The sequence below is a fragment of the Nesterenkonia sp. E16_10 genome, assembly GCF_017347085.1.
Taxonomy (GTDB): Bacteria; Actinomycetota; Actinomycetes; order Actinomycetales; family Micrococcaceae; genus Nesterenkonia.
This window is the reverse complement of record NZ_JADPSA010000014.1, coordinates 1-25,653: the sequence shown is the minus strand read 5'-3', so window position 1 is coordinate 25,653 and position 25,653 is coordinate 1. Positions and strand designations below refer to the sequence as shown.

Below are 25,653 nucleotides of genomic sequence, written 5' to 3'. Positions count from 1 at the left end.
CCATATCTGCCTGCGCTACTTCACTTTGCCGTTGGGGCTCTTCGTGATGGAGAGCTCTGCGACGATAGGCAGATGATCCGAAGCTGTGGTGTGGATGACGTTCGCCGAGGTTGCGGTCGCGCCCCGCGCGGTGAGGATGTAGTCGATACGCAGACTGGGATTCTCCACAGAGCCGCTCCCGGGAAGACCCTCGAGGTCGGGACCGAAGGTGTAGTCCTCGTTCTGTCCCAGAGCTGCGAAGGTATCTGTGAATGCTGAGAAGAGCGGCTGCAGTTCCTCAGCGTCTGGGGTCGCATTGAGGTCACCAACAATAACCGCCGGCCGCTTGCTAGCACCGGTGATGTCTACGATCTCTTGGACCTGCAATGCGCGCTGTTCTTCGCGCTGGAAGTCCAGGTGGGTGCTGTAGAAAGCCACGTGGTTGCCACGAACATTCACTATGGCTTCAAGCAGGCCCCGCTGCTCGGTGGGTCGCTCCTCGTACTCGATGTTCGTCAGCAGATGGTTCTCTGAAGAGATGATCGGATATTCACTCAGGATGGCGTTGCCGTACTGGCGGTTGTCCACGCCCCCGGGCAACGGTGGCTCATCCAGGTTAGCTCCGTACACCACGTGCATGTCGAGCCGGTCCGCGAGCCATTCCGCTTCGTCGAGGAAGTCGCTCCGCGCACCCCAGTGGTTGTCCACCTCCTGCAGGCCGATGATCTCGGCACCCGAGTCCTCGATCACGGACGCTGTGCGTTCGATGTCGAAAACGTTGGCGCCGTCCGCGCCGTAGTGGATGTTGAAGGACATTGCTGTCACCTCTGTGGTCTTTCCTGGCCCCGCGAAGGCCGGGCCGGCACCGAGCACAGCACCGCCGACAACAAGCGCGGCAACCGAAGCGGCTGCTATCTGTCGTTGAAACATGTTGGGTTCTCCTTTATTGAGGGGTGGTGAAACGTCACGCAGTTATGGTCGATATTGGGAAGAGCGTCGCTCCCTCCAGAACGTCCTTCAATGCGACGGGGCTGGCGATCTCTCCTACGAAGCGTCCATCCACGCTGTTTTGGAAGCCGAAGACGACCCATTCGCCGTCTCGCTTCCTGAACAGTTGCGCGGCATAGACACCGGGGACGAAGAAGCTCCTGCTGCTACGAAGGTCCCAGGACCCCAGGAGGCTCTCCCCGCGGGCAATCCAAGTGCCGGTGCTGTTGCTGTCGAACCTGATCCCTGGTGCCTTCTCCGGCAGACACGAGAAGAGCAGTACTGCCTCTCCATGGACCTCACGGGATTGGATCACTTCCATCTCACCGAAACCGGCCGGGGCGGACAGCGGTGGGCGCGTTTCCCAACGCGTGAGGTCGGGACTTACCGCATGCCCGACGACGGCACGCTGGTCGGGGTCACCGGTTCGACCGCGTGCGGTGATCAACATCTGCCACAGATTTGTCGCCTCGTCGAAGAAGACGAAGGGGTCCCGCCATGCCTCGTCGGGCCAAGTTCCCTCGTTCAGCTTCTCGTACCACTGTTCGTCCGCCTCGAGTGCAGGCATCTCTGAGCGCGTCCAGGTCAGAAGGTCATCCGAGACCGCGGAGCCGATCCGCTGTCGTAGCCCTTCCTCTTCACGGCTGACCCCGGTGTAAAAGAGGTGCCAAGTGCCGTCCGGGCCACGCACTGTGCAGCCTGTCCAGGTCGCGAGGTCATCCCATGTGGGCCCGTCGGAGGCGGTGAGGGCATCAGGTAAGGGAGTCCAGTCCTGGAGGTCCACCGACGTCGCATGACCGATCGAGGCTCGGTGGTGGCGGGCATCCGGATTCTGCAGCGCCCTGCTCGCGCGCAGGAAGAACAGGTGATAGTTCTCTCCGTCATCGGCGAGCCAGCTATCCCACACCCATGCATCTGGAAGTCGGAACGTCATAGGGCCCCACCAGCGAAATGGTGCTTGGCTTCGGCGACGAACCGGTGATAGTCAATCAGCGTCAGCTGGGCGGCGGCGGCCTCATCCAGCACGATCCGCGCCCGGGGGTGAAACTGCAGTAGCGATGCCGGGCACATACTGCTCACTGGCCCCTCGATCGCGGCGGCAACAGCTGCAGCCTTCGCCTGCCCCTGGGCCACGAGCACGACCTCTCGGGCCTCCATGATGGTGCCCAGTCCTTGAGTGATGCAGTGCGTAGGCACGTCATCATCCTTCGCGAAGAATCTGGCGTTATCCATGCGTGTCTGATGGGAGAGCGCTTTGACTCGGGTGCGCGAAGCCAGCGAGGAAGTCGGTTCATTGAATCCGATGTGCCCGTTGGTTCCGATACCGAGAATCTGCAGGTCCACGCCCCCTGATTCGGTCAGGGCGTGCTCGTAGTCGAGGCAGGCTTGTTGGATGTCGACAGCGCCTCCATCGGGAGTGTGCACATTCGCCGGGTCTAACCCCAGCGGAGTCGTCAGTTCACGTTCGATGACGAGCGCGTAGCTCGCCGGATGTCGTTCATGCAGGCCGACGTATTCGTCGAGCGCGAAAATCCGCACGCCGGCGAGCGTGACGTCTCCCTGAGCACGCAGCCGGGCCAGCTCGCGGTAGGTACCCAGCGGCGATGAACCGGTGGCGACTCCGAGGACCATATCTGGTGTCTCGGAGGCATGGTGGGCGATGAGTTCTGCGGTGTGGGATCCGACCGCAGCCGGATCGGCCAGGATGACAACTTCCACAGTCTGTCCCTTCTAATGGTGAGCGGTGCGTAGTGGGAGGTGAGCTTCAGCCCTTGACGGCTGAGCTCGCTACACCCTCGATGAACCACCGCTGAAAGACCAGGAACACCACGATGACCGGGAGCACGAGCAGGACCCCGAAGGCCATAACCTGCCCCCAGGCGGGTGGAAGCTGTCCGGCGAAGACGCTGATCTGCAACGGAAGGGGCCTCAGGTTCGGATCCGAGATCATCAGCACGGGCCAGAGGAAGGAGCCCCACTGGGTGAGAAAGGTGAGGATCGCGACGGAGGCGTACGCCGGCTTGCTCATCGGGGCGATAATCTGCCAGAAGATGCGCCAGGGTCCGGCGCCATCAACCCGAGCGGCTTCGTCGATGCTGCGCGGGATTCCGGTGAAGAATGAATAGAAGAGGAAGATGGACAGTGCGTTTCCGATGAACGGCAGGATCTGGATCCACAGCGTGTTTCGTGCGTCGTTGTAGAGGTAGAACATCGGCACGGCGACCGCCTCAAATGGCACAATTAGGATCAGCAAAATCGCCAGGAGGGCGACGGCGCGGCCACGCCATGACAGCCGGGCCAGCGCATAGGCCGCCATAGAGTTCACGATGAGGCCAAGTCCAACGACGGCGACGGTCACGGTAAACGAGACGGCGAAGAAGCGCCAGAGGTGCCCAGTGCTGTCCGAGGACAGGCTGGAGGCCACCCCCGAGTAGTTGTGCAGTCCCCATTGGGTCACGTCGAAGACGGTGAACCCCGCCAGCGTGTCACTCGCCGGCGCAAGAGAGGCCGCGACCATGTAGGCGACCGGGGCGAGGAAGAGCACCCCGGTAACAAGCAGCACCGCGTAATGCGGTATGCGGGATTTGAGCTCCCGCCGACTGATCTTGGGGTTGGACGCGGTCATCTGAGCCATCTCAGCCCTCTTTCTCGGTCGTGACGCGGCGCTGGATCAGGGACAGGACGACGACTATGAGGAAGAAGACCACCGATATGGCGCTGGCCCGCCCAATGTTGTTCTCGTCGAACGCCGCGGTGACGGCTTCGTACATGACTGTTCGTGTCGCGTCCTCGTTGAGGCCTCCGCCGGACTTGGCCAGGACGTAAATCTGGTCGAATACCCGGAGCGACAGAATCGTCGTGTAGAGCGCCACGAACACCAGGGTCGTCCTGACCCCAGGCAGGGTGACGTGGACGAATCGTTGCCAGCCGTTGGCCCGGTCGAGTTCAGCTGCTTCGTATAGCTCGGGCGGAACCTGCTGCAGCGCTGCCAACAGGATGACCATCTGGAACCCGCAGCCCTGCCAGATTGAGAGGACGATGACGGACGCAAGTGCCGTGAGTTCCGATCCCAGCCAGTCCTGCGACCCGAAGGCTCCTCCTGAGAAGAAGGCCAAGGCTGAGTTGAGCAGTCCTTGGTCACCTCGGGCCAGGATGAGACGCCAGATGATCGCGACCAGAGCGATGGGAAAGACGACGGGCAGGAAATACAGCGAACGGAAGACTCCCATTCCGGGCAAGTTCTTCTTGACCAGCAGAGCCAGAGCCAGAGCTAGGGCCGTCTGCACCGGTACGACGACCGCGGCGAAGATTAAGTTGTGCAGCAGTGCGTCCAGGAATTGTCCGGAGACATCGGGATCTGTCAGGATCCGGACGTATTGCGTGAGTCCCATGAAGGAGGGGTCTCGGGGGTCCCCCAACCGGACGTTGTACAGCGAGAAGCCGATCGAAGCCAGGAACGGCACGGCCACGAATAGCAGTAGGAGCGAGATGGCTGGAGCCGCCATGAGCGGACCCGCGAACTGGGCCCTTCTGATCTTTCGCGGCCTGACAGTCGGGGCCTGCGGGGGGTTGAGCCCTGTTGTAGTGGCGATGTCGCCCTCCTTGAACTGAGGAAGCGGGGCCCGTGAGCCCCGCTTCCTGAGTCGATCAGTCGTTCTGATAGCCGTCGTTGTCGGCGAAGTCGGAATCAATCGCGCGCGCGGCCGAGTCGAGCTCGTCCTGCACGTCCGCACCTCCCCAGATCGCAAGGAGAGCGCTTCCGAAGGCGCTAGTCACAGTTGGGTACCCCGGGGTCACCGGACGCGCGACTGCGATGCACTCTTCGGTGACGTCCTCTGAGCCACAAGCCGAGGCGAGATTGTCAGCGAACAGCTCCAACGGCTTGTCTGGGCCGTAGAGCTCGCTCTGCTCCAGAGCCGAGGTACTACCTGGGACCGCAGCATTGGCCTCAACCATTGCGTTGATGCTGTCGTCAGAGAGCAGAAAATCAAGGAATGCTCCCGCCGCCTCAGTGTTTCCCTCGGCAGTGGGCGTGGCCCCCCACTGCCAGGACCCGTGCCCAGCTTTGGTGCCCTGACCGAAGTCCGGCAGCGGCATGAGCACAAGATCTTCCCCGAGCGCCTCGCTGAAGGTGGGATACATCCAGTTGCCGGTCCAGGTCAGGGCGGTCTCTCCGTCTGGGAAGGCTGTTCCGCTGGTGTTGGGATCGGCAAACTCCTTCCAGGAGGCCCAGCGTTCGAGTGCATCGACGTTCTCCTGGCTGTTGAGCACCCCGTCAGCCTCCCCGTCCAGCATGAGCGTGCCTCCAGCTGACCAGATGTCCGGAGTTGTGGTGAATGTTCCCCACTCCGCCGCGAAGCCATTGGCCTCTCCGAGATCGATGGCCTTGCCGGAGGGCGCGACCTCCGCCAGTTCCGCGACGTAAGTGTCGAACTCGTCGACCGTCCACGCCTCGTCTGCGGTCGTTGGCGCCTCGATACCCGCCTCATCCAGCAACGTCTTGTTACCCCATAGACCCAGCCCGACGTCGAACATCCCCACGGCGTAGGTAGCGTCGTTGTATGTGCCGCTCTCCTCGACGCCTCCGATCCGGTTGTCGAGCGCGTCGGCAGAGACAACGTCCTCGAGCGGAATGAGCTTGCGGTCATAGACGAACGACGCCATGGTCGGGGCATCCATTTCCATGACCTCGGGCAGGTCCTCCGCCGAGGTCGACTGAATGGTGCTGGTGTAGTCAGCTTCAGGGATGAGCGTCAGCTCCGCCGTCACGTCTTCCTGGGACGAGTTGAACTCATCCACCAGTGACTGCAATGCCTCGCTCTCTGCCGCCTGGCCTGCGTGAGCCCACACCTCAATGGCTCCATCGGACTCTTCGCCACCGGAACTCTCGGAGTCCCCGGAGCATGCGGACAGGAGGAGGGCCAGTGAGAGGCCCGTGCCGATCGTCATGGCAGGGGGCCTTGACCTCTTAGGTGCAAGCATCGTCAAATTCCTTTCGGTTCCCTCGTGAACGGGGTCGTTCAATTTGACAAGTTTGGCCTAGACCAATTTTGAAGTCAATAGATTGGACTACTCCAATTTTCTCTGTAAGCGGTAGCATGGTGTCATGGCCGATCGGGAGTTCATCGCACCCAAGTACTACAAGGTGAAGGAAGAACTTCGCCATCTCGCGAGGGAAGCCGGGCCGGAGGCTTCTCTTCCCACTGAGCGCACTCTCGCCACTCGGTACCAGACGTCCCGCACCACCGTGCGGCAAGCCATTTCCGAGCTCGTTGCTGAGGGGCTGCTAAACCGCACCCAAGGGAAGGGAACGTTCGTGGCACCGCCGCGTCCGACCTATGTCCGCCAGCTCACGTCTTTTACTGAAGACGCCGAAGCGCAGCACCTGAAGAGCGCATCGGACATTCTGGGGATTGACGCAGTGCCATCGGATGGGTACCTCGCGGAGCAGTTGGGCGTTCCCGTGGGAACAGAGCTCACGCGGTTGGAGCGAGTACGTGTTATCGATGGGGAGCCGCTGGCTCACGAGACGGCCTACCTACCGGGGGACTTGCCCGACCTGGAGCAGAACCTCGCACGTGATGGTTCGCTGTACGCCGTCCTCAGAAACCACTACGGCATCTCAATTGCTGAAGCCGAAGATACTGTGATGACTGTGGTGGCAGGTCCTCTCGAGGCACATCTCCTCGCTATCGAAACAGGTGCCCCTCTGCTATTGACACAAAGGCGTGGCCTCGACTCGGACGGCATTCCAGTGGAGTGGACTCGTTCGGTATTCCGGGGAGACCGTTTCCAGTTCTTCGCGCGCACCTCTAACGTGCACCCGGGAACCCCGAGACGACAGGGATGACGCTTTGAAGCCAGGCGAAGGGCCATCATCAACCGGTACAAAGAAGTCCCGTGTAGGTCTTGAGGAGTTTCGCTTCTACCGAGCCGTCCGGCTGTCCCTCTGAGTCTGAACTTCGATGATTTCGACAAGTTAGTGAGACGGACTGCGTCTCACGAGATGTCATTCCCCACGTCAACAGCGGGCCCGTACGGCAAGTCCAGCGAGATCCTCCAGGTGGCAGCAGCCGGTGCAGGACGCGGCGCAACGTCTCGGGGTTCCACGAATTTGAACCACCCAGGAGGTGATGGAGAGCGGGACAGACCAGAGCGAACCACCTTGAGCCTCTGGGAGACTTCGTTGATTGGGCGGTTCCCGAGCACCGCTTGAGGACCTAGAACCGAGCAGGAGCCCCGGTGTCGATTCGGGCGTCACCGAAACGGCCGCCCGGGCCTACCGACACATAGAAGAGGAGTACGCCTCCTGCATCGCGCAAACGCAGAACGCTGCGAGAGCAATGCAACTGTCGACGCATCGAGCTCGCCACATACTCCGTCGCGAATACGCGTGGCATGGAGGTCCTTGGCAATGCTGAGGTCATCCAGACCGTGCTGCAGGGCATCGGCGAACCACAATCGCGTCGCTGAGCTGATGTTCCCATGAGCTCATCGCCTATCGCAGGAAAACCTTCACCACCCGGTGAAGGACCTTCTGTCTGTCCGCGCTGGCCTGTTGAAGCAGTGCTGTGTCACGAAGCTGAGAGGTGTGGCGCCAAACCTGCTGACCGGTGTCGGTCGATCACCTGCCGGGGAGCCAGTCCAAGATCGAGGAGACGACATGGTCGAGATGGGATTCAAGCAGGAAGTGTCCGCCATCTACGAGCTGAATGCGGGCGTCGGGGGCATCGCGCTGGAAGGCGCGCGCGCCGGCCGCGTCGAAAATCTCGTCATTGCGCCCCCAGATCGCGAGGACGGGCACTCGGTAGGTGCGGAGCCACGTGTGTACAGCGGGGTAGATAGCCCTGTTGCTGGTGTAGTCGCGGAATAGGGTCAGCTGAATCTCGTCCTGTCCCGGTCGACTGAGGAGCGCGAGGTCGTGTTCCCAGGCATCGGGGTCGATGAGCGTCGGATCGGGTACGCCGTGGGTGTATTGCCATTCGACCGCCGACCGGCCCAGTGCCGGGCGGAGGGCATCACGTGTCTCACTCGTCTGTTCGGCGGCATCGGCCCATATCGCGTCCCAGAAGCCGGGCACGAAGCCTTCCTCGTAGGCGTTTCCGTTCTGCGAAATGACACCGACGACAGCGGTGGGATCGGCGAGAGCCAGGCGCCAGCCGATGGGGGCGCCGTAGTCCTGAACGTAGATCGTGTATTGGTCGACTCCCAACGTCGCGAGGAACCGGCCCGTCACTTCCGTGAGGGCCGCGAAGCTGTAATTGAACTCCTCGACCGACGGCGCGGAGGAGCGTCCGAATCCGATATGGTCCGGGGCGATGACGCGGTACCGGTCGGCCAGCTCCGGGATGAGGTGCCGAAACATATGCGAGCTGGATGGGTACCCGTGCAGGAGCAGGAGTACGGGAGCTTCGGCTGGTCCGGCCTCACGGTAGAACACGTCGAGCCCGTCGACAGAGACGGTGCGGTGGTGGACGGCAACCATGACTAACCCCTTTGAATTGATTTACTGGTTAGCGAACCGTAGCATGAACCCGGAGTACCAGACGGCGCGGAGGGCGGGCAGTGGTGGGTAGGAACGAAGAGATTCTGTTGGCCGTATTGAACAGCGCGCCCGTGATCGACGGCGGCTTGATCGACCACCTCGATGGCCCCTCGGGGCGAGAGTTCGCGCGGAGCTGGGGCGGGACGAGCACTGGAGAAGAGTTGGTGCAGCTCCGCAGTGCTCGCAACGCGCTACAGTCCGTCATCCGCGGGGATCAGCCATCGGGCATCGAGGAGCTCGCGGGCATCGTCGAGGCCGCTGTGCGCACGCCTCGCGTGACTCGGGATGGCGTGGTCTGGGAGCTTGAGGCTCCGGATGACGACCGCCTCGCGGTGGGTGTCGTGCTGGCTTGGTCGAGTGTGGTGGAAGAGTTCCCCGGGCGGCTCCGCGCGTGCGCGAACAGCGAATGCAATCTGTTTCTCGTCGACCACAGTCGACCTGGCACTGCGAGGTGGTGTTCGATGGCGAGGTGCGGCAACAGGATGAAGGCGCGGACGCACGCGAGGCGGCCCAAAGTTTGATCGGAAGTGCCAGATAAAGCATCGACTAGCGGGCAGGGTGACTTGACCCTCTGGCCACCAAGTGGATGATGACTTTGGCGTTCATCGAGCCCGACCTCGCGTGACTATTGAACGCGGGAGAGGTCTGATTCCATGTCATCGTCATCGTCATCGAAGCAGCGACGGGCCTCTTCGATCTCCAGCATGTGCCGCGCCGCCCACTCCAGAAGCACGTCCACCGGTGGCCTCAACGTCTTCCCCAGCGGGGTGATGCGGTATTCCACCGCGACTGGACGAGTACTGAGGATCACCCTGGTGATGATGCCGTTTCGCTCCAATCGACGCAACGTCGAGGTCAGTGACTTCTGCGTCACCGCCGGGATCGCGCGCCGAAGCTGGCTGAACCGAGCCGGCCGCTCACAGAGCTCGTTCAAGATCTCCAGGGACCACTTATCAAGCACCTGATCAAGCAGTGCCCGATGCGGCGCGCTGATCTCAAAGGGGTCAACAGGGTCCGTTTCGGTATCGTCCATGACACCAAGTCTCGTTGAAGTTACCTCTGAAGACCAAGTATCAAAGGTATACCAGCTACTTCGACGAACAGGAACAACACCATGACCGTGCAACTTTCATCACCAGACTCACTCATGCCGGCTCCCTATCAGCATGTCGCCGTAGCTACCGGAACGCGGCACGTGCACGTGGCTGGCCAGATCGCGCGAGACTCTGACGGTGCACCTATGGCCCCAGGGGACCTCGCAGGACAGGTTGTCCACGCGCTGCGCAATACCTACTTGGGGCTGCAGAGTGTCGGGGCAGGCTTCGAGGACGTGGTTCGTCTGACCTTCTATGTCACGGCGTGGTCGCCGGAGAAGATTGAGGCGTTCATGTCTGGTGTTCATTCCGTATCTGCCGAAGTTGGGCTGCCCACGCCGATGCCGCCTGCGTCCCTCATCGGGGTGGACTACCTCTTCGAACCAGACGTTCTGGTAGAAGTGGAAGCGACAGCCGTGCTCGACTGACCCCCCCCTATAGCAGGCGCCTCCCTGGGTCCCGCTCCGGGCTTGGGGAGGCCTACGGGAGTGTTCCTCTGCGTCTGTGATCGAGAGCAGCTGTCCCGACCGAATCCGGAGAGCGTCGCGGATCGGGCGCAGTGTCCTCCGCGGGGTTTAGGGCATCCACGCTGCGAAGCCATCGGCCGTGCCCTGGACGTTCAACACGTCGCACTCCCATCCCGATGTGCCTGCCTCGGGCAACCATTCCACATGGAGACGGGGAGGGGTTGTTGCCTCTACCGGGATGCATCCGGAGGGTTGCCCAGCATCCGACGCGAAGCGCAGGGCCCACCCCTGTGCGTCGTGAGCCACCCGCAGAGTGATGTCGGCAGCGCCCTCGGGCAACCAGGTGTCCGTCTCCTTCTTGAAAGCGAAGTCCTCCTCAGCCTCCCAGTCGGCCACGTCAGTGTAGAGGCGCTCTTCGTGCTCGGCGAAAAATCCGCTCCAGGAGCCTCCCAACGTGCGCACCGGCTCGCCAAGAGGTGACAGGACAACGGCGAAGAGGCCGACAAGAACAAGCGCAATGGTGATGACTGCTGGAACTCTCGAGCGGCTTCTCGCAGCGTGTGAGGGGGGCTCGACAGCCACGGTTTGGTTGGGCGCGGTCATGACTCTCCTTCGTGAGCGTGGGTGATCGGCAGGGTGGCAGCTACTCCTGGGGGGACTCGCGTGTCGATGTCGACCCACCACCCGACCTTGTGGTCCATGCACCTTGGACGGTGCATGACGCGAAGCTCAAGGAAGACTCTCGGGTCGACGAGAAGGCGAGTCTTGCTGCTCCAGCTCGAGGCATCTCGACTAGACGTCGCGCTTCTTGGTGACGACCAGGGCTCCGATCAGCAGAACCAGCGCCCAGGCGGTCATTGTCAGGCCGCCCTCGAGCGGGGTCAGTGCGCCGTCGCTGGTGGTGATGGCCACCATCTCCATGCCGGCCTGCCCTGGCAGGTAACGAGCGGCTTCGGTGACCCAATCCGCCAGTCCGGAGATGAGCTCGAAGACGAGAGGCAGGACGAAGAAGACGCCGACTGCGGTGACTATGCCGCCGGCCGTGTTGCGCAGCAGGATGCCGATGGCCACAGAGATCAACGCGATGAGCGCGAGATACGTGCCGCTGTTGACGATGCTCCGGAGTACCCCGTCTTCGGTGAGTGAGAAGCTCATGTTCTCCATGCCCAGAATCGGCTGGGAGACAAGGTAGGACAGCAAGGCGCTGACGAAGCCGACGAGGAAGGCAACGACCGACACGACGAGGGCCTTCGCCAGGAGGGCCGTGCTGCGCCGGGGAACCGCGACCAGCGTGGATCGGATCATGCCCGTCGCCCACTCGGACGCGATCAACACGACTGCGAGTGAGGCGATGAGCAGCTGGCCGAAGACCAAGCCGGAGGAAGAGACGGTCAGTGCCATGGCAGCCGCACTTCCTGGTCCTTCCAACGGCACCTGCACATCTGGGGGCAGCTGCGCATCAGACTGGGCCAGGACAGTGAAGGACCACGCAGACAGAGCCGCGAGTCCGACCATCACGACGACCGTGGTCGCTATCAGGATGACACTCGAGGGGACCGTGGTGAACTTGATCCACTCCGATCTCAACGCTCGAGCGAAGGTGATTCCTGAGCCGTTCTGGTGCCCTGCCGTCTGCGGGGTCTGTGTGGGTGGGGTGATTGTCTGGGTGCTCATGATCATCGTCCTTCCGATGAAGCTGAGATCGAATTCATGTCCGACATGTTCTGGGACTGATACTCGACCTCGTCCTGGGTGAGTTGCATGTACGCGTCCTCGAGGGAGACCTGCAGAGGAAACAGTTCGTAGATGAGCACGTCTTCGCGGCGGGCCACTTCGGCGATGCGACGTGGCTCGACACCGGTGATCTCCACAAGCTCCGGCTCGAAGAGCTGTGAGGTAACTCCTTCGGCGGCGAGGCCATTGAGGAGGTCGTGCAGTCGATCGGCCCGGACGCGGACACGTGATGTGCTCTGAGCATCAAGGATCGTCTGGATGGGAGCATCAGCGATGATGCGGCCGCGCCCGATCACGATGAGGTGATCGGCGGTCAGTGCCATCTCTGACATGAGGTGGGAAGACAGGAACACCGTGCGACCCTGCGCCGCGAGGTCTTTCGCCAGGTGCCTCACCCATTGGACACCCTCGGGATCGAGCCCGTTGATCGGCTCGTCGAGGATCACCGTGTGCGGATTCCCAAGGAGGGCCGCGGCGATACCGAGACGCTGGCCCATACCGAGGGAGAACCCGCCGACGCGCTTCTTAGCCACTGGTCCGAGGCCTGTGAGTTCGATGACTTCCTCCACACGGCGGTTCGGGATGCCGTGTGTGGCTGCCATGGCCCTGAGGTGGTTGTAGGCAGAGCGCTTGGTGTGGACTGCCTTTGCGTCGAGAAGTGCGCCCACCTCACGCAGCGGAGCCCGGTGTTGCGTGTAATGGCGCCCGTTGACGGTCACGTGACCTGCGCTGGGGTTGTCCAGGCCCATCACCATGCGCATGGTCGTGGATTTGCCTGCACCGTTGGGGCCGAGGAAACCTGTCACCTTGCCGGGTTGGACGGTGAACGAAATATCATCTACCGCCGTCTTGGTGCCGTACTTTTTGGAGAGTGATTGAACTTCAATCATGGTATTTTCCTTCGTTGACGATCAACAGTCTTGGATTGGTTTGGGGGGCGTTCTTCACCTGTCTTCGATCACGTCTATCGCCACAGCACGATCTGGTCCGGGTCATAGAACATCTGCTGCGAACCGGTGAACCGCACGAGGTACTTGTGCTCTGTTTCATCGTGAAAGACGACAGTTCCGTAGAGTCCTTTCATCGGTCCCTGGATCACGCTGACCGCGGCTCCGTTGGCAAACTCGCTCATGGTGCTCCTGTGTGGTCGTTGTCCTTCGAAGGGCTCTGCGGTGATGGAGCTTGAGAAAGCGGGGGCGGAGAGCGCCTCTGCGACTTGCTAGCCCGCGGGTCGGAGCGAGTCCTAGTGCCGTGGTTCCCAGCGGAAGAACCGCTTGGCCAACAGCACTCCGATGACGACCCAGCCCAGGGTCGGGGGCAACAGCAGCAGGTTGTCCACCAGATCGGTGCCGCCGTTCCAGGCGTTGATGGTCAGCTCGGTCGCGGCACCCCCGGGCAGTGCTCGCTTGAGCATGCCCAGCTCTTCGGTCCCGGTGAACCCGATCCAGAACGCCACCGCTGAGGTGCCCATGGTGACTGGCAGCGTTGTGACCTGCGCGTGCTCCGGCGAGGTGGTGACCCCAGCGGTGGCCAGCGCCAGGCCGAGCATCATCAGCACCAGAGAGAGCCCAGAGACGATCAGCAGCGGGATCTCCGCGGGGGCCTCGGTGAGCGCCGCAAGCACGCTGAGCACCGCGGTGACCTGGATGATCCCAATCAGCGCCGGAGGCCCGAGGATCCCGGCGAGGGCGACCGGGTCGCTGACCGCGGTGGAGCGCAGCCGCTTGAGGAACAGCGTCTGCCGGCGGGCAGCCAAGGTGGTCACCGCCGTGGAGTACAGACCCATGCTGATCAGGATCATCATGAACGCCCCGGCGAGGAATCCCATGCCGGTGGGAACCTGACTGAAGGCGTCACGCTGGGCGATGAAGAGCAGGCTCAGGCCCACTGGAATGACGGTGGCGCTGAAGAAGACCATCCGGTTGCGAAGGATCTGCCGCAGTTCGCTGCGAGCAATGGTGAGCATGTGAGTGTCCTTGAAAGAATGTGGGAGGAATGGTCAGTGGCGGGCGATCGAGCGGAAGACGTCATCGAGCCGTGTGGGCCCTGCGTCGAGGTCGCGCAGCTCGGTGCCGGTCTCCTGGGCCCAGGACAACAGGGTGTGCAGGTCCTGCTGCAGGCCGTGGGTCTCGATGAGCAGGCTGCCGTTGCCGGCGAGCGAGCTCTCCAGCGGGAGCTGCGGGGCGTTCTCGGGAAGGTGGAAGGTGATCGTGCCGGGCAGGGTCTGAGTCAGCTCAGAGACCGTGCCCTGCATCCGGAAGGTCCCTTCGTGCATGAGTCCGATCCGGTCAGCGCGCTGCTGGGCCTCTTCCAAGTAATGCGTGGTCAGCACGATGGTGGCTCCGTCTTCCCGGAGCCGGTCCACCGCGTCCCAGAGGTCATCGCGAGAGGCCACGTCGAGTCCCGTGGTGGGCTCATCGAGGAAGATCAGCTCCGGTGACCCGTAGATGGCGGTCGCGAAGTCGAGTCGGCGCTTCTCGCCTCCGGAGAGCGCCGAGACCCGGGTGTCAGCCTTGGTCGTGAGCCCTACGACGTCGAGCACCCGGTCGGGGTGATCCTGCCTTCCGGTCAGCCCCCCGATGAGAGTCAGGGTCTCCATCGCGCTCAGATCGGCGGCGAATCCGCTGTCCTGGAGCATGATGCCCATGCGTGGACGCACGGCCTTGCGATTGCGCGGATCCTCGCCGAGGATCGTGACCTTCCCGGAGGAGGAGGCCCGGTGGCCTTCGATGACCTCCAGGGTGGAGGTCTTGCCGGCACCGTTGGTGCCGAGCAGTGCGTAGAGCTCTCCTCGCCGGACGGTGAAGCTGAGATCTTTGACTGCGTGGAAGTCGTCGTAGCTGACATTGAGGCGTTCGACATCGATCACGGTTTCTGTGTTCATGCCTCTATTCCACGCCTATGCGGGCTTGCGCGGCAGTCATAGATTGTCAGCAGCGGGCATGACATTTTGTCACTTACAACCGGCAGTCGAATCCGGGAGGATGGAGGGACATGAAAACACGTGAGACCCTCCGAGGCGGCAAGAGCTGATGTCCTCGACCTCGGTGGCGGCGCAGCGACGGATGCATCGAGCCACGGTGCTCACCACGGTGGTGGCCATCGCCCCGGTGGCGCTGGCGATCGTCGCGATGACCTCAGAGACCTGGCGGGAGGGGTTCAGCTTCAGTCTCGGAATCTTGGGCACCTTCCTGGTGCTGCTGGAATGGGACCCGAAGCGCCACCCTGTCTCCACCGGCCTGGCCCTTGTCTCTTCTTTCGTGGTCTGGGTTGTCTGCGCCGTGCTGGCGTTGAACCCAGTGGCGTTCTTCGGTGCCGCGATGCTCAGCGGCGTGCTGATCCCCCGGCTGCGCCGTCGACACCTGGTCTGGATCGTCGGCCTGGGTGTGCTGATCGCCGCGATCGGCTGCCTCTACTTCGTGAGCGAACCCGTGACCTGGGTCAATGTGGTGCGCTACGTGCTGGTGCCGGGCGGGCTGAGCGTGTTCGTGGCGGCGGTGATCTTGATGATGCGGGGATACTGGCGGATCTTGGAGGATCTCGAGGTCGCCCAGGAGACAGAGGCTGAGTTGGGCATCATGCGAGAACGGATGCGTTTCGCCAGCGATCTCCACGACATCCAGGGCCACACCCTCCATGTGGTCAACCTCAAGGTCGCATTGGCCGAAGAGCTTCTCGCAGCCGATCCTGGAAAGGCCCGTGTCGAACTGCGCGAGGTCTACGCTCACGTGGAGGAGACCATCCGGGAAACGAGGAACCTGGCCTATGCGCAGCGGAAACTCAACCTCAGCGCCGAGCTGGAGAATGCGAAGAACCTCCTGGAAGCTGCGGGGGTCCATGTGCGGATCAGCCGGCATGGCCAGATCCAGCCCGAACTCAACGAGCTCATGGGACAGGTGCTGCGAGAGACCACCACAAATATTCTTCGACACGCGCAGGCCACGGAGGTGAAGATCCGCATCTCTGAGACAGAAATGTTGATCATCAACGACGGCGCGGCCAGCGGCCCGTTCCCCTCTCTGCGCGGGCTGGCGACGCTGCGCGAACGGGTAGCGAACGAAGGTGGCTCTCTCGCTGTGGAACAGTCGAGCGGAGAATTCCAGACCGAGGCCCGCTTCTCTGCTGAGATGCCAGCCGAGACGATAGAGCTGAAACCCTGTGATCAGCGTTGTGCTTGCCGACGACGAAGCACTTCTCCGCTCCGCGCTGGCTTCACTGCTGCCGCTGAAGGCCGACATTGTCGTGGTGGCAGAAGCAGCCGATGGGGCCGCTGCCGTCGACGTCGTCATGAAGTACACGCCGGATGTCCTGGTCATCGATCTTGAGATGCCGGGTGTCGACGGCCTCTCCGCCGTGGAGATCATCCGCCGGAGCAGACCTGAGCAGGTGATTCTCATGTTGACTCGACACGCACGCCCTGGGGTGCTCCGCAGAGCGTTGAAGCTCGGGGTGCGGGGGTTCGTGAGCAAATCAGCTCATCCGACGCTGATTGCCGAGGTGATCGAGGCCCTGCACGCTGGCAAACGCTGGATTGATCCAGACATCTCCGCGTTGGCGGTAGTGGATGACTCGCCGCTCACGGATCGAGAGCTCGATGTGCTGCGTGAGACCTTGGAAGGCCTTTCGGTGAGCGAGATCGCTGCTCGTCTCCACCTCGTGGAGGGAACGGTGCGCAACTACCTCTCCAACGCCATGCAGAAGACGCAGACCAACAACCGGCGCGAGGCTGCGCGCTACGCACGCGCTAGGGAGTGGTTGTGACAGGGAGGTTGGGTGGTCCAGCTGAGTCGAGCACGGCACGAGGCCATCACCTCACCGACCAGCGAGCCAATCGAAATGCTCCGGTCAAGGACTCGTGCCCCCGTGGGTGGCATGGAACAAGGCCGACCTGGAGTTCGCGCACGTGCACGAGATCTCTCCGTCGATGTCGCTGATCCGCTGCAGGCCGCATCAACCCGTGGTGCGTCTTCCGCTGGCTCGTCACCACTGAGGCGATAGTCTCCTCCGGTCTGCGGCCGCCGAACTCTGTCGTGGGTGGTGCCAGGGGCCTACTGCGCCGCCAGGCTCAGGTATGTGTAAGCCGGGGAGCGCGTGCGCGCTCCCCGGATCCCCTCACTGATTAGGCGCTTATGGCAACGACGACCTTCCCCTGAGTCCCTGCACCTTGGGCGAGTATGTGCGCTTCGATGGTCTGGTCCAGGGGGAACGAGCGGGCAATTCGTGGCAGGTACAGTCCCGCTTCGCCCAGGGCAGCAGCGACTTCGAGGGTCCCAGATTCGTTCTCTGCATTGACCAGGCGAACCCCTATCGTCGGTGCTGTGTGGTCGGCGACCGTTGTCACACGCTCCGGCCCACCGGTGATCCGGACCAGTTCGGGGAGGGACCCGGCGCCGGCGGCATCGAGTGCGACGTCAACACCTTGCGGGGCGAGGCCCGCAACTCGCTCCGCTAGCCCTGGACCATAAGGAGTGGCGATCACCCCGATTGATTTGAGGAAGGCGTGGTTTCTCTGATTCGCGGTGCCAATAACCTTCGCACCGCGACTGATGGCAATGCTGGCTGCCGCACTTCCCACGGAGCCTGCAGCTCCGTCGATCAAGAGGGTCTTCTCCTTGAGATCCCCAAGGGAGTCCAAACCGCGCACGGCGGTGTTTGAGGCAAGCCCAGCTGCGGCGGCTTGTTCAAAGCTCCACGTTGAGGGGATTCGGGCCCAGGCGGTGAGTACCGAATACTCGGCGGTGGTGTCACTGACACCGCCCAGGCCGAATACGGCGTCACCCACTTTGACTCCAGTGACGTCTACCCCGACCTCCTCCACGATCCCGGCCGCGTCGCGACCGGGAATGGCAGGAAGCTCGAGCGGGAGCAGTTCTTGGGCCCGTCCCGAGCGCAGAATGGTATCGACAGGGTTCACGCTCGCGGCACGGGTCTTGATTCGGATCCCATGGGCTGGGACCTGAGGGGCTGAAACTTCCTCAATGTGGATGACGTCTGGTTCGCCGTACTGGTGGTACCGGGCTGCTCGCATGTCTTCGCTCCTTCTAAGGCGTTGTGAGATGTGGACTCAAGACCCCGGCAGTTCCGGGCTCGCCTCACATCAGGATGAGGCTATAAGCTGACGTTGACGTCAGCTGCAAGTATTCAGCGACTCCGGAAGTACTTGGGCCCAGCCATGCGGCACCAAGACGGGACTTCATGTGGACTAAGGGGTGGGCAGATGCGAATTGGCGATCTCAGCCGTCGAGCAGGTGTGAGCGTGCGCGCTCTGCGTTACTACGAGGAGCAGGGGCTGCTCTCCAGCACCCGCACGCCTGGGGGTCAGCGTCAGTATTCCGAGGACGCAGTCGACCGGGTTCTATTCTTCCAACAGATGTACTCAGCCGGGCTTAATAGCAGCCGCATCGCCGACGTGCTGCCGTGCATGGACACCGGGACGACCGACGAAAGACAGCGAGCGATGCTCGCCGAGGACAGAAAGCGGCTGGACGCGCGAATCGCCGATCTCACCAGGGCCAGAGACCTCCTCGACGGTGTCATTTCTACCGCCAACGAACGCGCCGGCATCACTGATTGAACAACACCCCGCGCGAGATGGGCGAAGCCGAACCTGCCGGGCCTGGACTGGGAGTAATCAAGATGTCGCCTTCCGGGCGATCACCGATGCAGCCGTGGAGGACCAGATCCGCAAGATCGGGTTCGCCGTTGACCGGCACGGCAGTCCCGCGCTTGCAGCGGAGGGGTACGACGGGCGACGGATGATGACGGCCCTGGTCCGACACAGTCTCCCGGCGGCTTCCCGGGGTGCAGCGGATGGGCGATGCGCGGCCCAGTACTGATCGGTGCACCCCGAAACAAGGGGACCACACCCAGGGTCCAGATCTTGACGCCTGACGGAGTGCAGGCTCCGTCATAGTCAGGCTGCGCGACACACAGTAATGTCTTCTGGTGTTGCAGAAAGCCTTATGAGCAACGTTCAAATCATGCGGCGTGTATGCCAGTGATCAAGGAGGAAAGTCCATGAGTGAAACCCATGTGACCCACGCAGGCCACGAGGACGTGCTGATCCCCGTCATCGACGCCGCTGGATACACCGAGCGCAGACGGGCCACGACGCTCAGGAAGCTCCGCTGGTCACGTTCCGTCGCAACCACGATGCCCGTCATCGCCATTCTGGCGCTGGTCGCCTACGTGATGTTCGACGGCAGCGAAACCTTCCCGTTCTGGGCGATTCCGGTACCGCTCATTCTGGGTGGATCCTCAGCGACCTACCGACACCTAGTCATCGAAGGAATCCAGAAGGACGCCCTTCACCGGCTCGACACGGGTCAGGCATCGGGGATCAGTCGGAATGAGATCAACCTGGCTGTCTCTATGGGGGATGCGCAGCTCAACGTGCTGCGCACCTCAGACTTCAGCAACACCAGGAAGGTCATCCTCCTGAGTGCCATCTTCGTCCTCCTGTGCTTCTCGCTGACATCCCTCCTGATCATGTTCAACACGATCCTCGAGCTCAACGGCTTCATGCGACTCCTCATGTTCTTCGGCAGCATCGCCCTCGCCCTGGTGTTCGCAATCCTCGCGTTCACCGTCTACAAGAGGATCGAGAACAACGCCAACGCGGTGGTCGCAGCTCGCGGCATAAATGGGCGCACATAAGGCGAGCTATACCGGCGAGAGGGACTCCCGCAGAATCTCTATCCACGCCTCGTGGGCGTCACGGTGGGCGTCATGGCTGGCGCGAGGGATGGCCAGTGCTGCGGCCGTGGCCCCGCTGGTCGAGGAGCGGGACAAGGAAGGAATCCGTGGCCCGCTACAGCGCAGTCGTGGAGATCCCCACGAGTTCAGCGCTCTTGTCCCATAGCCCGACTGCCAGCTGCGCGTCTGCGGCCTGAGGGTTGGTCTTGGCGATCTTCTGCTTCTCGTAGTACTCGCCTGAGACCCACTCTCGGCCAGGGGTGCCTTCGGTGAGCCATACGAGGTGGAGCGCGCTCTGTTCCGGGCTGATGAGACCGGCCAGACGGCCAAGCGGCGTCTGGTAGATGAAGCGCATCACGCTGGTGGTGTCTGACGCGAAGCTTGTCTGGACGTTTCCGGGATGGAAGGCGACTGCAGAGATTCCTTGGCCGGAGAACCTCCGGTCGAGTTCCTTGGTGAAGAGGATGTTGGCCAGCTTCGCGTCCCCGTAGGCCTTGTTCGCGGAATACTTCCGCTCATTGTTGAGGTCATCGAGGTTGATCTTCCCGAAGATGCGCGCTGCCACACTTGAGGTGTTGATGATGGAGGCGTTGCTCGCCGTCAGGGTCTCCATCAGGAGGTTCGTGAGCAGGAACGGTGCGAGGTGGTTCACCTGCAGCGTCTTTTCGAAGCCGTCGACCGTGCGGGCCCGGTCCCCGAAGATGCCCCCGGCATTGTTGATCAGAACGTCTATCCGGGGATAGCTGTCCTTCAGACGCTCCGCGAGCGCCCTGACCTCGGAGAACCTGGTGAAGTCCGCGACGAAGAAGTCGGCGTTGAGCTCGTGCGCCAAGGCTTCAGTCTTCTTCTTCGAGCGCCCCACAAGCGCGACCGTGTGCCCGTCAGTGACAAGCTGGCGGGCCGCTGCTGCTCCGATCCCGTCACTGGCACCTGTGAGGACGATGGTCTTTCCGGTCATGTGCTGTCTCCTTATTGGACGAATCTCTGACGGCGGCGGCGCCGGGCGGTGAGTCAGAACGTGGAACACCGCGGACGCGACCGCGATCATCAACTCGATGATGTCAGCAACGAGGGGTCGGCGTTTCGATCTGCGGCATCGGCGCGCAGCCCGATTGCATCAACCACTCCGATCGAGGCGACGCACACCACAGTGATCCCGCACTCACCATCCAGGCCGCTCCGACACAGCAGGAGTACTGTGCCTCGGATGGACGGCGCAAAGCCTCGACATTCACACCATGGAATACCCACTAGGTTCATGAGGATGTGACGGTTGCCATGTCGACCCCAGATAATCACCAGTCAGATGGGCCCAAGGTCACCATTCAGAGTGAGACACCTGACGATGCAGAGCCCAGCTCATCGAAGAGTCTCAGCAGACCTGTGCGCTCGACTGCGACGATCCTGGCGATCTTCGCCCTCGTCTGCCTGGGACTTCTGTTCCTGCTGCTCATCGGTGAGATCGGAATCTTTGAGCTAGGAACTTGATGCAACTAGGGTTCTCAAATGTGGGAGATGGAGTCGACGACATACGCAGCGATCAAAGAGGCCGAACTAGCGTTGCTCTCTTCGACGGCGCGCGCAGATCAGGGCCTGTTGTCGAAGACGCTTTCGCACGACTTTGCAGAGATAGGTCGCTCGGGACGCTGGTGGGCATACGACGACATAGTGCCGGTCTTGCTCGAAGAGGAACCGCGAGCCACCCCGGGGACCTCAGAGTGGCGCTTCAACCAAGTCAGTCCTGAGCTAGTACTGGTGACTTACCGATTGCATGCCGCTTCAGGGGACAGCAGACACAGCTCCCTCTGGGAGACACCCGGACCAGTCCTGCGATTCCACCAGGGAACGCGCGTCTCCGAGAACTGAGAAGCCCATGAAGAGGTGCGACGCAGTGGACGAACCCGAACCGACGGTCCAGCGCCAGGATCCCAGTCCGTTCATCTCCGTTCGCGGAACCTTCTACCGAGCAGTCGATCCCTCTTTCCGGCGGGGAGCACTCGATGGTTCTCACTCGGCGGGCCGATTCTCGCCACGAAAGACACCCACCCTCTACCTCAGCGCCTCGCGGGCGGGTGTGGCGGTCGCGATGCTCGCCCATACCCATTCCGCGTCCCCTGATCGGGAGGTGCTCTCCTTCGAGGTTGCGGCCTCATACATCGCGGACCTCCGGGACGCCGCGACGATGGCCTCGATCGGCGTCGACGTCGACGCGGCGGCGGCGCCCTGGCAAGACGATGTCGCAGCAGGCAGGACACCAGCTTCCTGGAGAGTCCGAGAGAGGCTGCTCGAGCTCGGGGCGCAGGGGCTGATTGACCCCTCTCGACAGCGACCAGGGCTCTGGCACCTGACCCTCTTCACATGGAATCGACCGGACGCCCCGTGCGTCCTCCCCCGCTGAGGGCCGTCAGTTGAGCGGTTGAATCAGGCTCAGTGCCTTGAACTGCAAGGATGCGAACGGCCCGGCTTGTCGATCTGGGAGAGTAATGCTGTCCTGAGAGGACCAGTTTTCTGATGCGGAAGTCGCGAGGTTTCACCCTATGAGCACCCCAGCAGAATTCGACATCGCACTGGATCGCCGCTTCGCGCAGGAGCTCCCGGAGCTCTCGATCCCGTGGTCGGCACAAGAGGCCGCAGCTCCGCGGCTCATCGTGCTCAACGAGCCGTTGGCTCAAGACCTGGGGCTTGACCCCGCAGACTTGCAGAACCCAGAGGGCGTCCGCCTGCTGGTCGGCAACCGAGTGCCCGCGGGTGCCACCCCAGTAGCTCAGGGATACGCTGGCCACCAGTTCGGTTCGTACTCCCCGCGTCTGGGCGACGGACGGGCCCTGTTGTTGGGCGAGCTCACCGACAGCTCAGGCCAGCTGCGCGATATACACCTCAAAGGATCGGGACGGACACCCTTCGCGCGCGGCGGGGCCGACGGTCAGGCTGCGCTGGGTCCGATGCTGCGCGAGTACGTCATCAGCGAGGCGATGCACGCCCTGGGAATTCCTACCACTCGGGCGCTAGCGGTCCTGGCCACGGGTGACCTCGTGCAGCGCGAGAAACCTCTGCCCGGCGCGGTTCTCACCCGGGTGGCCGAAAGCCACCTGCGCGTAGGCAGTTTCCAGTACGCCCGAGCCGCCGGTGGCACCGAACTGGTCCGCCGTCTGGCCGACCATGCGATCGCCCGGCATGCCCCTGAGGCGAGGAACGCAGAGAACCCCTACCTCGCACTGTTCGCATCAGTGGTCTCGGCCCAGGCCGAACTGATGGCCCAATGGATGCTGGTCGGGTTCGTCCACGGCGTGATGAACACCGACAACACCACGATCTCCGGGGAATCCATCGACTACGGACCCTGCGCATTCATGGACGTCTTTGACCCCGCGGCGGTCTACAGCTCCATCGACCAGAATGGCCGCTACTCCTACCGGAACCAGCCGGCGATCGCCGAATGGAACCTGGCGCGGTTCGCCGAGACCCTGCTGCCCCTGTTCGACGACGACGACGATCAAGCCATTGCCCTGGCACAGGAAGCCCTGGGCGCCTTCCGTGATGAGTACAGTGCTGCCTGGTCGGTCGGCATGAAATCTAAGCTCGGGTTGCCGCAGAACCGCGATGATGAGGTCAGCTCACGGGTGATCAATGACGTCATGGTCCTGCTGAAGGAGCAGTCGCTCGACTACACCTCGTTCTTCCGGGCACTCAACCACGCTGCCCGCGGTGACCTACGACCTGTTCGACAGCAGGCGCTCAATCTCGAGAAGCTTGATGCCTGGCTGGAGGATTGGCGCGAGCTGTCCCCGGATGCGGAGCAGATGGCCAGGATCAACCCTGTCTACATTCCGCGAAACCACCTGGTCGAGGAAGCCCTCGACGCAGCAACCGACGGCGACTTCTCACCGTTCCACCAGCTGCTGGAGGTTGTGACGGATCCCTACCGCGGGCGCGAAGACTACGCGCGCTATGCGTCCCCGCCACCTGCGAGCTTCGGTCCCTACCGAACCTTCTGTGGGACCTGAGACCGACTCTGACCAGGACCTGGTGGGGCACAATGGAGGTCATGAAGCACCTGACCTTTCGCGGCCTCGCCATCTCGTTCGATGACCAAGTGCTGGAACCGAGGCCATGGACCGAGGCTCAGTCTGAGTGGGCGGCTGAGTTGCTGGTCGATGCACCGCCCGGCCCGGTTCTGGAGCTCTGTGCCGGCGTCGGGCATATCGGACTGGGCGCCGTGCTCAACTCTGACCGCCACCTCGTCATGGTCGACGTCAACCCGGCGGCAGAACAGTTCGCCCAGGAGAACGCCGCTGCCAACGGCCTTGAGGCCAGGGTCGAGTTTCGGCTCAACAGGATTGACGCCGCCCTGGCTTCGGACGAGCGGTTCAGTCTGATCGTGGCTGACCCACCGTGGGTTCGTTCAGCGGACACGTCGATGTTCCCCGAGGACCCGCTCCTCGCCATCGACGGCGGGGACGACGGCCTCGACCTCGCGCGCACCTGTGTCGATCTCATCGCCCGACACCTCTCCGCCGACGGTTCCGGGCTGCTCCAGCTCGGGAATTCCGCACAGTCGGAAACGATCGCGGCCTACGCGGCCGAGTCTCTGTCAGGCTCCGTACAAGTGGTCGAGACCCGCCTCTATGAACGTGGCGTGCTGGTGCGCATCACTCGCTGATCCAGGCTGGTCAGTCACGTGACGGCTTGCGCATGGCCTTGTGCGTGCCATCGCACCAGGGTTTGATCTTCGATCCGCCGCACCGGCAGACGGCGCTGACCGGACGCGTTGTCCGGTGAGCGTTGCCGTCCTCGTCCTGGACCACATGATCACCTCGAAGCAACATCGGTCCATTGGGACAGAAGATCACATCCGGGCGGCCAGGTTCGGCCTCCTCGCTCATGCCGCCCACTGCTTCAGCATCCTCGCGGCGTAGCGGTCTTCGAGATCCAGCGAGGTCCAGGCGCCGAGATAGACGTCATCGTGCAGATCCGGCTCCTCCTCCAGGAGGGCACCGCAGATGGTGCGCACAGCCAGCTGCTCATGCACCGCGTCCGCCTCCACATGCTCGGTGTAGTACCCGATCATGGACGCGGGGAAGCCGAGCCGCTCCAGACCGCCTGCCATCCGGCGCGACGGGCCGGAACTGGTGGCTTCGAACGCCGCGAGGAAGCCCAAGGACGCGGCACGCAGCCGACGGTTGAGGCCGAACAGGGACATCGCGTTGTTCTCCTCGAGGACCTCCAGCGGCGCCTCGTCGATGTATGCCCCGTAACCAGAGTCCAGGCCGCTGTCCGCCAGACCGCGCCGGAACAGGTGGGCGTGGAGACGATTCGGGTCACCATCTCCGTATTCGTCGAACTGCAGCTCCATGACGGCGGCCTTGACCCGGTCAGACAGCCGCGGAATCACCCATGTGGTGTGATCCGACTCCTTCAGGTGGTAGATCGAGCGGTGCCGCAGCAGCTCGCGCACCTGATCTTCGGTCGCCTTCCGCTGTACGTGAGCAGCCACCGACGGGCCGTCGTGCTCAGCCACGAACGCGAAGAACGTCTCAGCGAAGTCACCCTTCCTCGGCACCTCGGGCATTCGGGCGCGCAGGGTCCGCTCAAATTCTTGCTCGAGGCCTCGCCGGACGCCGATGAGGTGCGGATCCCACTCCAGCTCCCCCGAGACGTCCTCGAAGCCTCGGTAATGCTGCTCGTAGAGGACCCACAGCGCCAGCTGAGCATCCTCGGCGCCTTCCGGTTCTGGCCCGTCAACCAGGTGGGAAGTCTTCCCCGAACGCATCGACTCCAGGACGGCTTCACTCAAGGCGCCGCGACCCTGCGGACTCAACATGGGCTCGCCCCCCTCACGGGTGACATCGGCCGGGCATCCAAAGATCGGTAGGTAGAGCTTCGCATCCAAATCCTCATCCCATGATCACGAGCGAACCATGCATTGAACCTTGCTTCCAGAGAGACTCTAACCATAGAAGAGTCATCACGACGCCGGGCATCGACGTCACATTGAAGATCCGCTGACATGGGAAGCGACATTTCGGTGAGTCGCGGTCTGTCTCACTGACCTTGGCATGACCCCCTAATTTCGGTCCACGAGTTATGAGAGTCGCACTAGCGCCCGACGCTCCGGGCAGGAAAACTGGTGTGACCATGACAAGCAAGAGAA

29 protein-coding genes are annotated in these 25,653 nt (G+C 62.6%); 11 read left to right on the top strand and 18 right to left on the bottom strand.

Features of this window, described 5'->3' with window-relative positions; all coding sequences use genetic code 11:
* Positions 1-15 precede the first annotated feature (15 nt).
* The 6 genes from I2487_RS04500 to I2487_RS04475 form a co-directional block, all read right to left on the bottom strand.
* Positions 16-909 (bottom strand): endonuclease/exonuclease/phosphatase family protein, encoded by an 894-nt coding sequence (locus I2487_RS04500; protein ID WP_207172596.1) that lies wholly within the window; start codon positions 907-909, stop codon positions 16-18.
* 34 nt (positions 910-943) lie between these two features.
* Positions 944-1,900, bottom strand: coding sequence for a glycoside hydrolase family protein (locus I2487_RS04495; protein ID WP_207172595.1), 957 nt, complete (start codon positions 1,898-1,900; stop codon positions 944-946).
* Positions 1,897-2,685, bottom strand: a complete 789-nt coding sequence (nagB, locus tag I2487_RS04490; RefSeq protein WP_207172594.1) for a glucosamine-6-phosphate deaminase — start codon at positions 2,683-2,685, stop codon at positions 1,897-1,899. The genes I2487_RS04495 and nagB overlap by 4 nt, the downstream gene beginning before the upstream one ends.
* Positions 2,686-2,731: 46 nt before the next feature.
* Positions 2,732-3,601 (bottom strand): carbohydrate ABC transporter permease, encoded by an 870-nt coding sequence (locus I2487_RS04485; protein WP_255545943.1) that lies wholly within the window; start codon positions 3,599-3,601, stop codon positions 2,732-2,734.
* A gap of 1 nt (position 3,602) precedes the next feature.
* A complete protein-coding gene (locus tag I2487_RS04480) occupies positions 3,603-4,472 on the bottom strand; it encodes a carbohydrate ABC transporter permease (RefSeq protein ID WP_207172592.1) in 870 nt (289 codons plus the stop codon).
* A gap of 142 nt (positions 4,473-4,614) precedes the next feature.
* Positions 4,615-5,916 (bottom strand): extracellular solute-binding protein, encoded by a 1,302-nt coding sequence (locus tag I2487_RS04475; protein WP_207172591.1) that lies wholly within the window; start codon positions 5,914-5,916, stop codon positions 4,615-4,617.
* Positions 5,917-6,073: 157 nt separating this feature from the next.
* On the opposite strand from I2487_RS04475, the gene I2487_RS04470 reads away from it, so the two are divergent.
* The gene (locus tag I2487_RS04470) at positions 6,074-6,817 is read left to right on the top strand and encodes a GntR family transcriptional regulator (protein ID WP_207172589.1); all 744 of its coding nucleotides are present in this window, start codon (positions 6,074-6,076) and stop codon (positions 6,815-6,817) included.
* Between the two features lie 774 nt (positions 6,818-7,591).
* Here I2487_RS04470 and I2487_RS04465 read toward each other — a convergent pair.
* A complete protein-coding gene (locus I2487_RS04465) occupies positions 7,592-8,452 on the bottom strand; it encodes an alpha/beta fold hydrolase (protein ID WP_207172587.1) in 861 nt (286 codons plus the stop codon).
* Positions 8,453-8,559: 107 nt separating this feature from the next.
* Between I2487_RS04465 and I2487_RS04460 the strand changes: the two genes are divergently transcribed.
* Positions 8,560-9,033 carry a CGNR zinc finger domain-containing protein gene (locus I2487_RS04460; RefSeq protein WP_255545942.1) on the top strand — a complete coding sequence of 158 codons (474 nt, stop codon included), beginning with the start codon at positions 8,560-8,562 and terminating at the stop codon, positions 9,031-9,033.
* Between the two features lie 104 nt (positions 9,034-9,137).
* Here I2487_RS04460 and I2487_RS04455 read toward each other — a convergent pair whose 3' ends face one another.
* Positions 9,138-9,545: a winged helix-turn-helix transcriptional regulator gene (locus I2487_RS04455; protein WP_207172583.1), complete on the bottom strand. Its 408-nt coding sequence runs from the start codon at positions 9,543-9,545 to the stop codon at positions 9,138-9,140.
* Positions 9,546-9,626: 81 nt separating this feature from the next.
* Between I2487_RS04455 and I2487_RS04450 the strand changes: the two genes are divergently transcribed.
* Complete coding sequence (locus I2487_RS04450; RefSeq protein WP_207172581.1) at positions 9,627-10,034, top strand: RidA family protein; 408 nt, start codon at positions 9,627-9,629, stop codon at positions 10,032-10,034.
* Between the two features lie 147 nt (positions 10,035-10,181).
* On the opposite strand, the gene I2487_RS04445 is transcribed toward I2487_RS04450, so the two are convergent.
* From I2487_RS04445 to I2487_RS04420, 6 genes are all read right to left on the bottom strand, one after another.
* The gene (locus I2487_RS04445) at positions 10,182-10,676 is read right to left on the bottom strand and encodes a hypothetical protein (protein ID WP_207172579.1); all 495 of its coding nucleotides are present in this window, start codon (positions 10,674-10,676) and stop codon (positions 10,182-10,184) included.
* Positions 10,677-10,865: 189 nt separating this feature from the next.
* Positions 10,866-11,474, bottom strand: a complete 609-nt coding sequence (locus I2487_RS04440; RefSeq protein ID WP_207172577.1) for an ABC transporter permease — start codon at positions 11,472-11,474, stop codon at positions 10,866-10,868.
* A gap of 275 nt (positions 11,475-11,749) precedes the next feature.
* Complete coding sequence (locus I2487_RS04435; protein ID WP_207172575.1) at positions 11,750-12,697, bottom strand: ABC transporter ATP-binding protein; 948 nt, start codon at positions 12,695-12,697, stop codon at positions 11,750-11,752.
* Between the two features lie 74 nt (positions 12,698-12,771).
* Positions 12,772-12,939 (bottom strand): hypothetical protein, encoded by a 168-nt coding sequence (locus I2487_RS04430; protein ID WP_207172573.1) that lies wholly within the window; start codon positions 12,937-12,939, stop codon positions 12,772-12,774.
* A 111-nt stretch (positions 12,940-13,050) separates the two neighbouring features.
* A complete protein-coding gene (locus tag I2487_RS04425; protein ID WP_207172571.1) occupies positions 13,051-13,773 on the bottom strand; it encodes an ABC transporter permease in 723 nt (240 codons plus the stop codon).
* Positions 13,774-13,806: 33 nt separating this feature from the next.
* On the bottom strand, positions 13,807-14,691 hold the full coding sequence (locus I2487_RS04420; RefSeq protein ID WP_207172569.1) for an ABC transporter ATP-binding protein: 885 nt from the start codon (positions 14,689-14,691) through the stop codon (positions 13,807-13,809).
* A 148-nt stretch (positions 14,692-14,839) separates the two neighbouring features.
* Between I2487_RS04420 and I2487_RS15315 the strand changes: the two genes are divergently transcribed.
* The 3 genes from I2487_RS15315 (at position 14,840) to I2487_RS15455 (ending at position 16,797) form a co-directional block, all read left to right on the top strand.
* On the top strand, positions 14,840-16,132 hold the full coding sequence (locus I2487_RS15315) for an ATP-binding protein (protein ID WP_218624380.1): 1,293 nt from the start codon (positions 14,840-14,842) through the stop codon (positions 16,130-16,132).
* Positions 16,014-16,568, top strand: a complete 555-nt coding sequence (locus I2487_RS04415) for a response regulator (protein ID WP_218624361.1) — start codon at positions 16,014-16,016, stop codon at positions 16,566-16,568. Before I2487_RS15315 ends, I2487_RS04415 begins: the two co-directional genes overlap by 119 nt.
* A 106-nt stretch (positions 16,569-16,674) precedes the next feature.
* On the top strand, positions 16,675-16,797 hold the full coding sequence (locus I2487_RS15455; RefSeq protein ID WP_255545941.1) for a hypothetical protein: 123 nt from the start codon (positions 16,675-16,677) through the stop codon (positions 16,795-16,797).
* A gap of 129 nt (positions 16,798-16,926) precedes the next feature.
* Here I2487_RS15455 and I2487_RS04410 read toward each other — a convergent pair whose 3' ends face one another.
* The gene (locus I2487_RS04410; protein ID WP_207172565.1) at positions 16,927-17,835 is read right to left on the bottom strand and encodes an NADP-dependent oxidoreductase; all 909 of its coding nucleotides are present in this window, start codon (positions 17,833-17,835) and stop codon (positions 16,927-16,929) included.
* Between the two features lie 144 nt (positions 17,836-17,979).
* Between I2487_RS04410 and I2487_RS04405 the strand changes: the two genes are divergently transcribed.
* Together I2487_RS04405 and I2487_RS04400 are read left to right on the top strand one after the other, a co-directional pair.
* Positions 17,980-18,381 (top strand): MerR family transcriptional regulator, encoded by a 402-nt coding sequence (locus I2487_RS04405; RefSeq protein ID WP_345941333.1) that lies wholly within the window; start codon positions 17,980-17,982, stop codon positions 18,379-18,381.
* 443 nt (positions 18,382-18,824) lie between these two features.
* Positions 18,825-19,463, top strand: a complete 639-nt coding sequence (locus tag I2487_RS04400; protein ID WP_207172561.1) for a hypothetical protein — start codon at positions 18,825-18,827, stop codon at positions 19,461-19,463.
* A 154-nt stretch (positions 19,464-19,617) separates the two neighbouring features.
* Here I2487_RS04400 and I2487_RS04395 read toward each other — a convergent pair whose 3' ends face one another.
* Entirely contained in the window at positions 19,618-20,460 is an 843-nt protein-coding gene (locus tag I2487_RS04395) for an SDR family NAD(P)-dependent oxidoreductase (protein ID WP_207172560.1), read from the bottom strand.
* Positions 20,461-21,393: 933 nt separating this feature from the next.
* On the opposite strand from I2487_RS04395, the gene I2487_RS04390 reads away from it, so the two are divergent.
* The 3 genes from I2487_RS04390 (at position 21,394) to I2487_RS04380 (ending at position 24,162) form a co-directional block, all read left to right on the top strand.
* Positions 21,394-21,900 carry an RES domain-containing protein gene (locus I2487_RS04390; protein ID WP_345941332.1) on the top strand — a complete coding sequence of 169 codons (507 nt, stop codon included), beginning with the start codon at positions 21,394-21,396 and terminating at the stop codon, positions 21,898-21,900.
* 139 nt (positions 21,901-22,039) lie between these two features.
* Positions 22,040-23,506 carry a protein adenylyltransferase SelO gene (locus I2487_RS04385; RefSeq protein ID WP_207172554.1) on the top strand — a complete coding sequence of 489 codons (1,467 nt, stop codon included), beginning with the start codon at positions 22,040-22,042 and terminating at the stop codon, positions 23,504-23,506.
* A gap of 41 nt (positions 23,507-23,547) precedes the next feature.
* Entirely contained in the window at positions 23,548-24,162 is a 615-nt protein-coding gene (locus tag I2487_RS04380; protein WP_255545940.1) for a methyltransferase, read from the top strand.
* Between the two features lie 10 nt (positions 24,163-24,172).
* Here I2487_RS04380 and I2487_RS04375 read toward each other — a convergent pair whose 3' ends face one another.
* Together I2487_RS04375 and I2487_RS04370 are read right to left on the bottom strand one after the other, a co-directional pair.
* Complete coding sequence (locus I2487_RS04375; protein ID WP_207172552.1) at positions 24,173-24,385, bottom strand: CDGSH iron-sulfur domain-containing protein; 213 nt, start codon at positions 24,383-24,385, stop codon at positions 24,173-24,175.
* A complete protein-coding gene (locus tag I2487_RS04370; RefSeq protein ID WP_207172551.1) occupies positions 24,382-25,323 on the bottom strand; it encodes an iron-containing redox enzyme family protein in 942 nt (313 codons plus the stop codon). Before I2487_RS04370 ends, I2487_RS04375 begins: the two co-directional genes overlap by 4 nt.
* Positions 25,324-25,653: the final 330 nt, after the last annotated feature.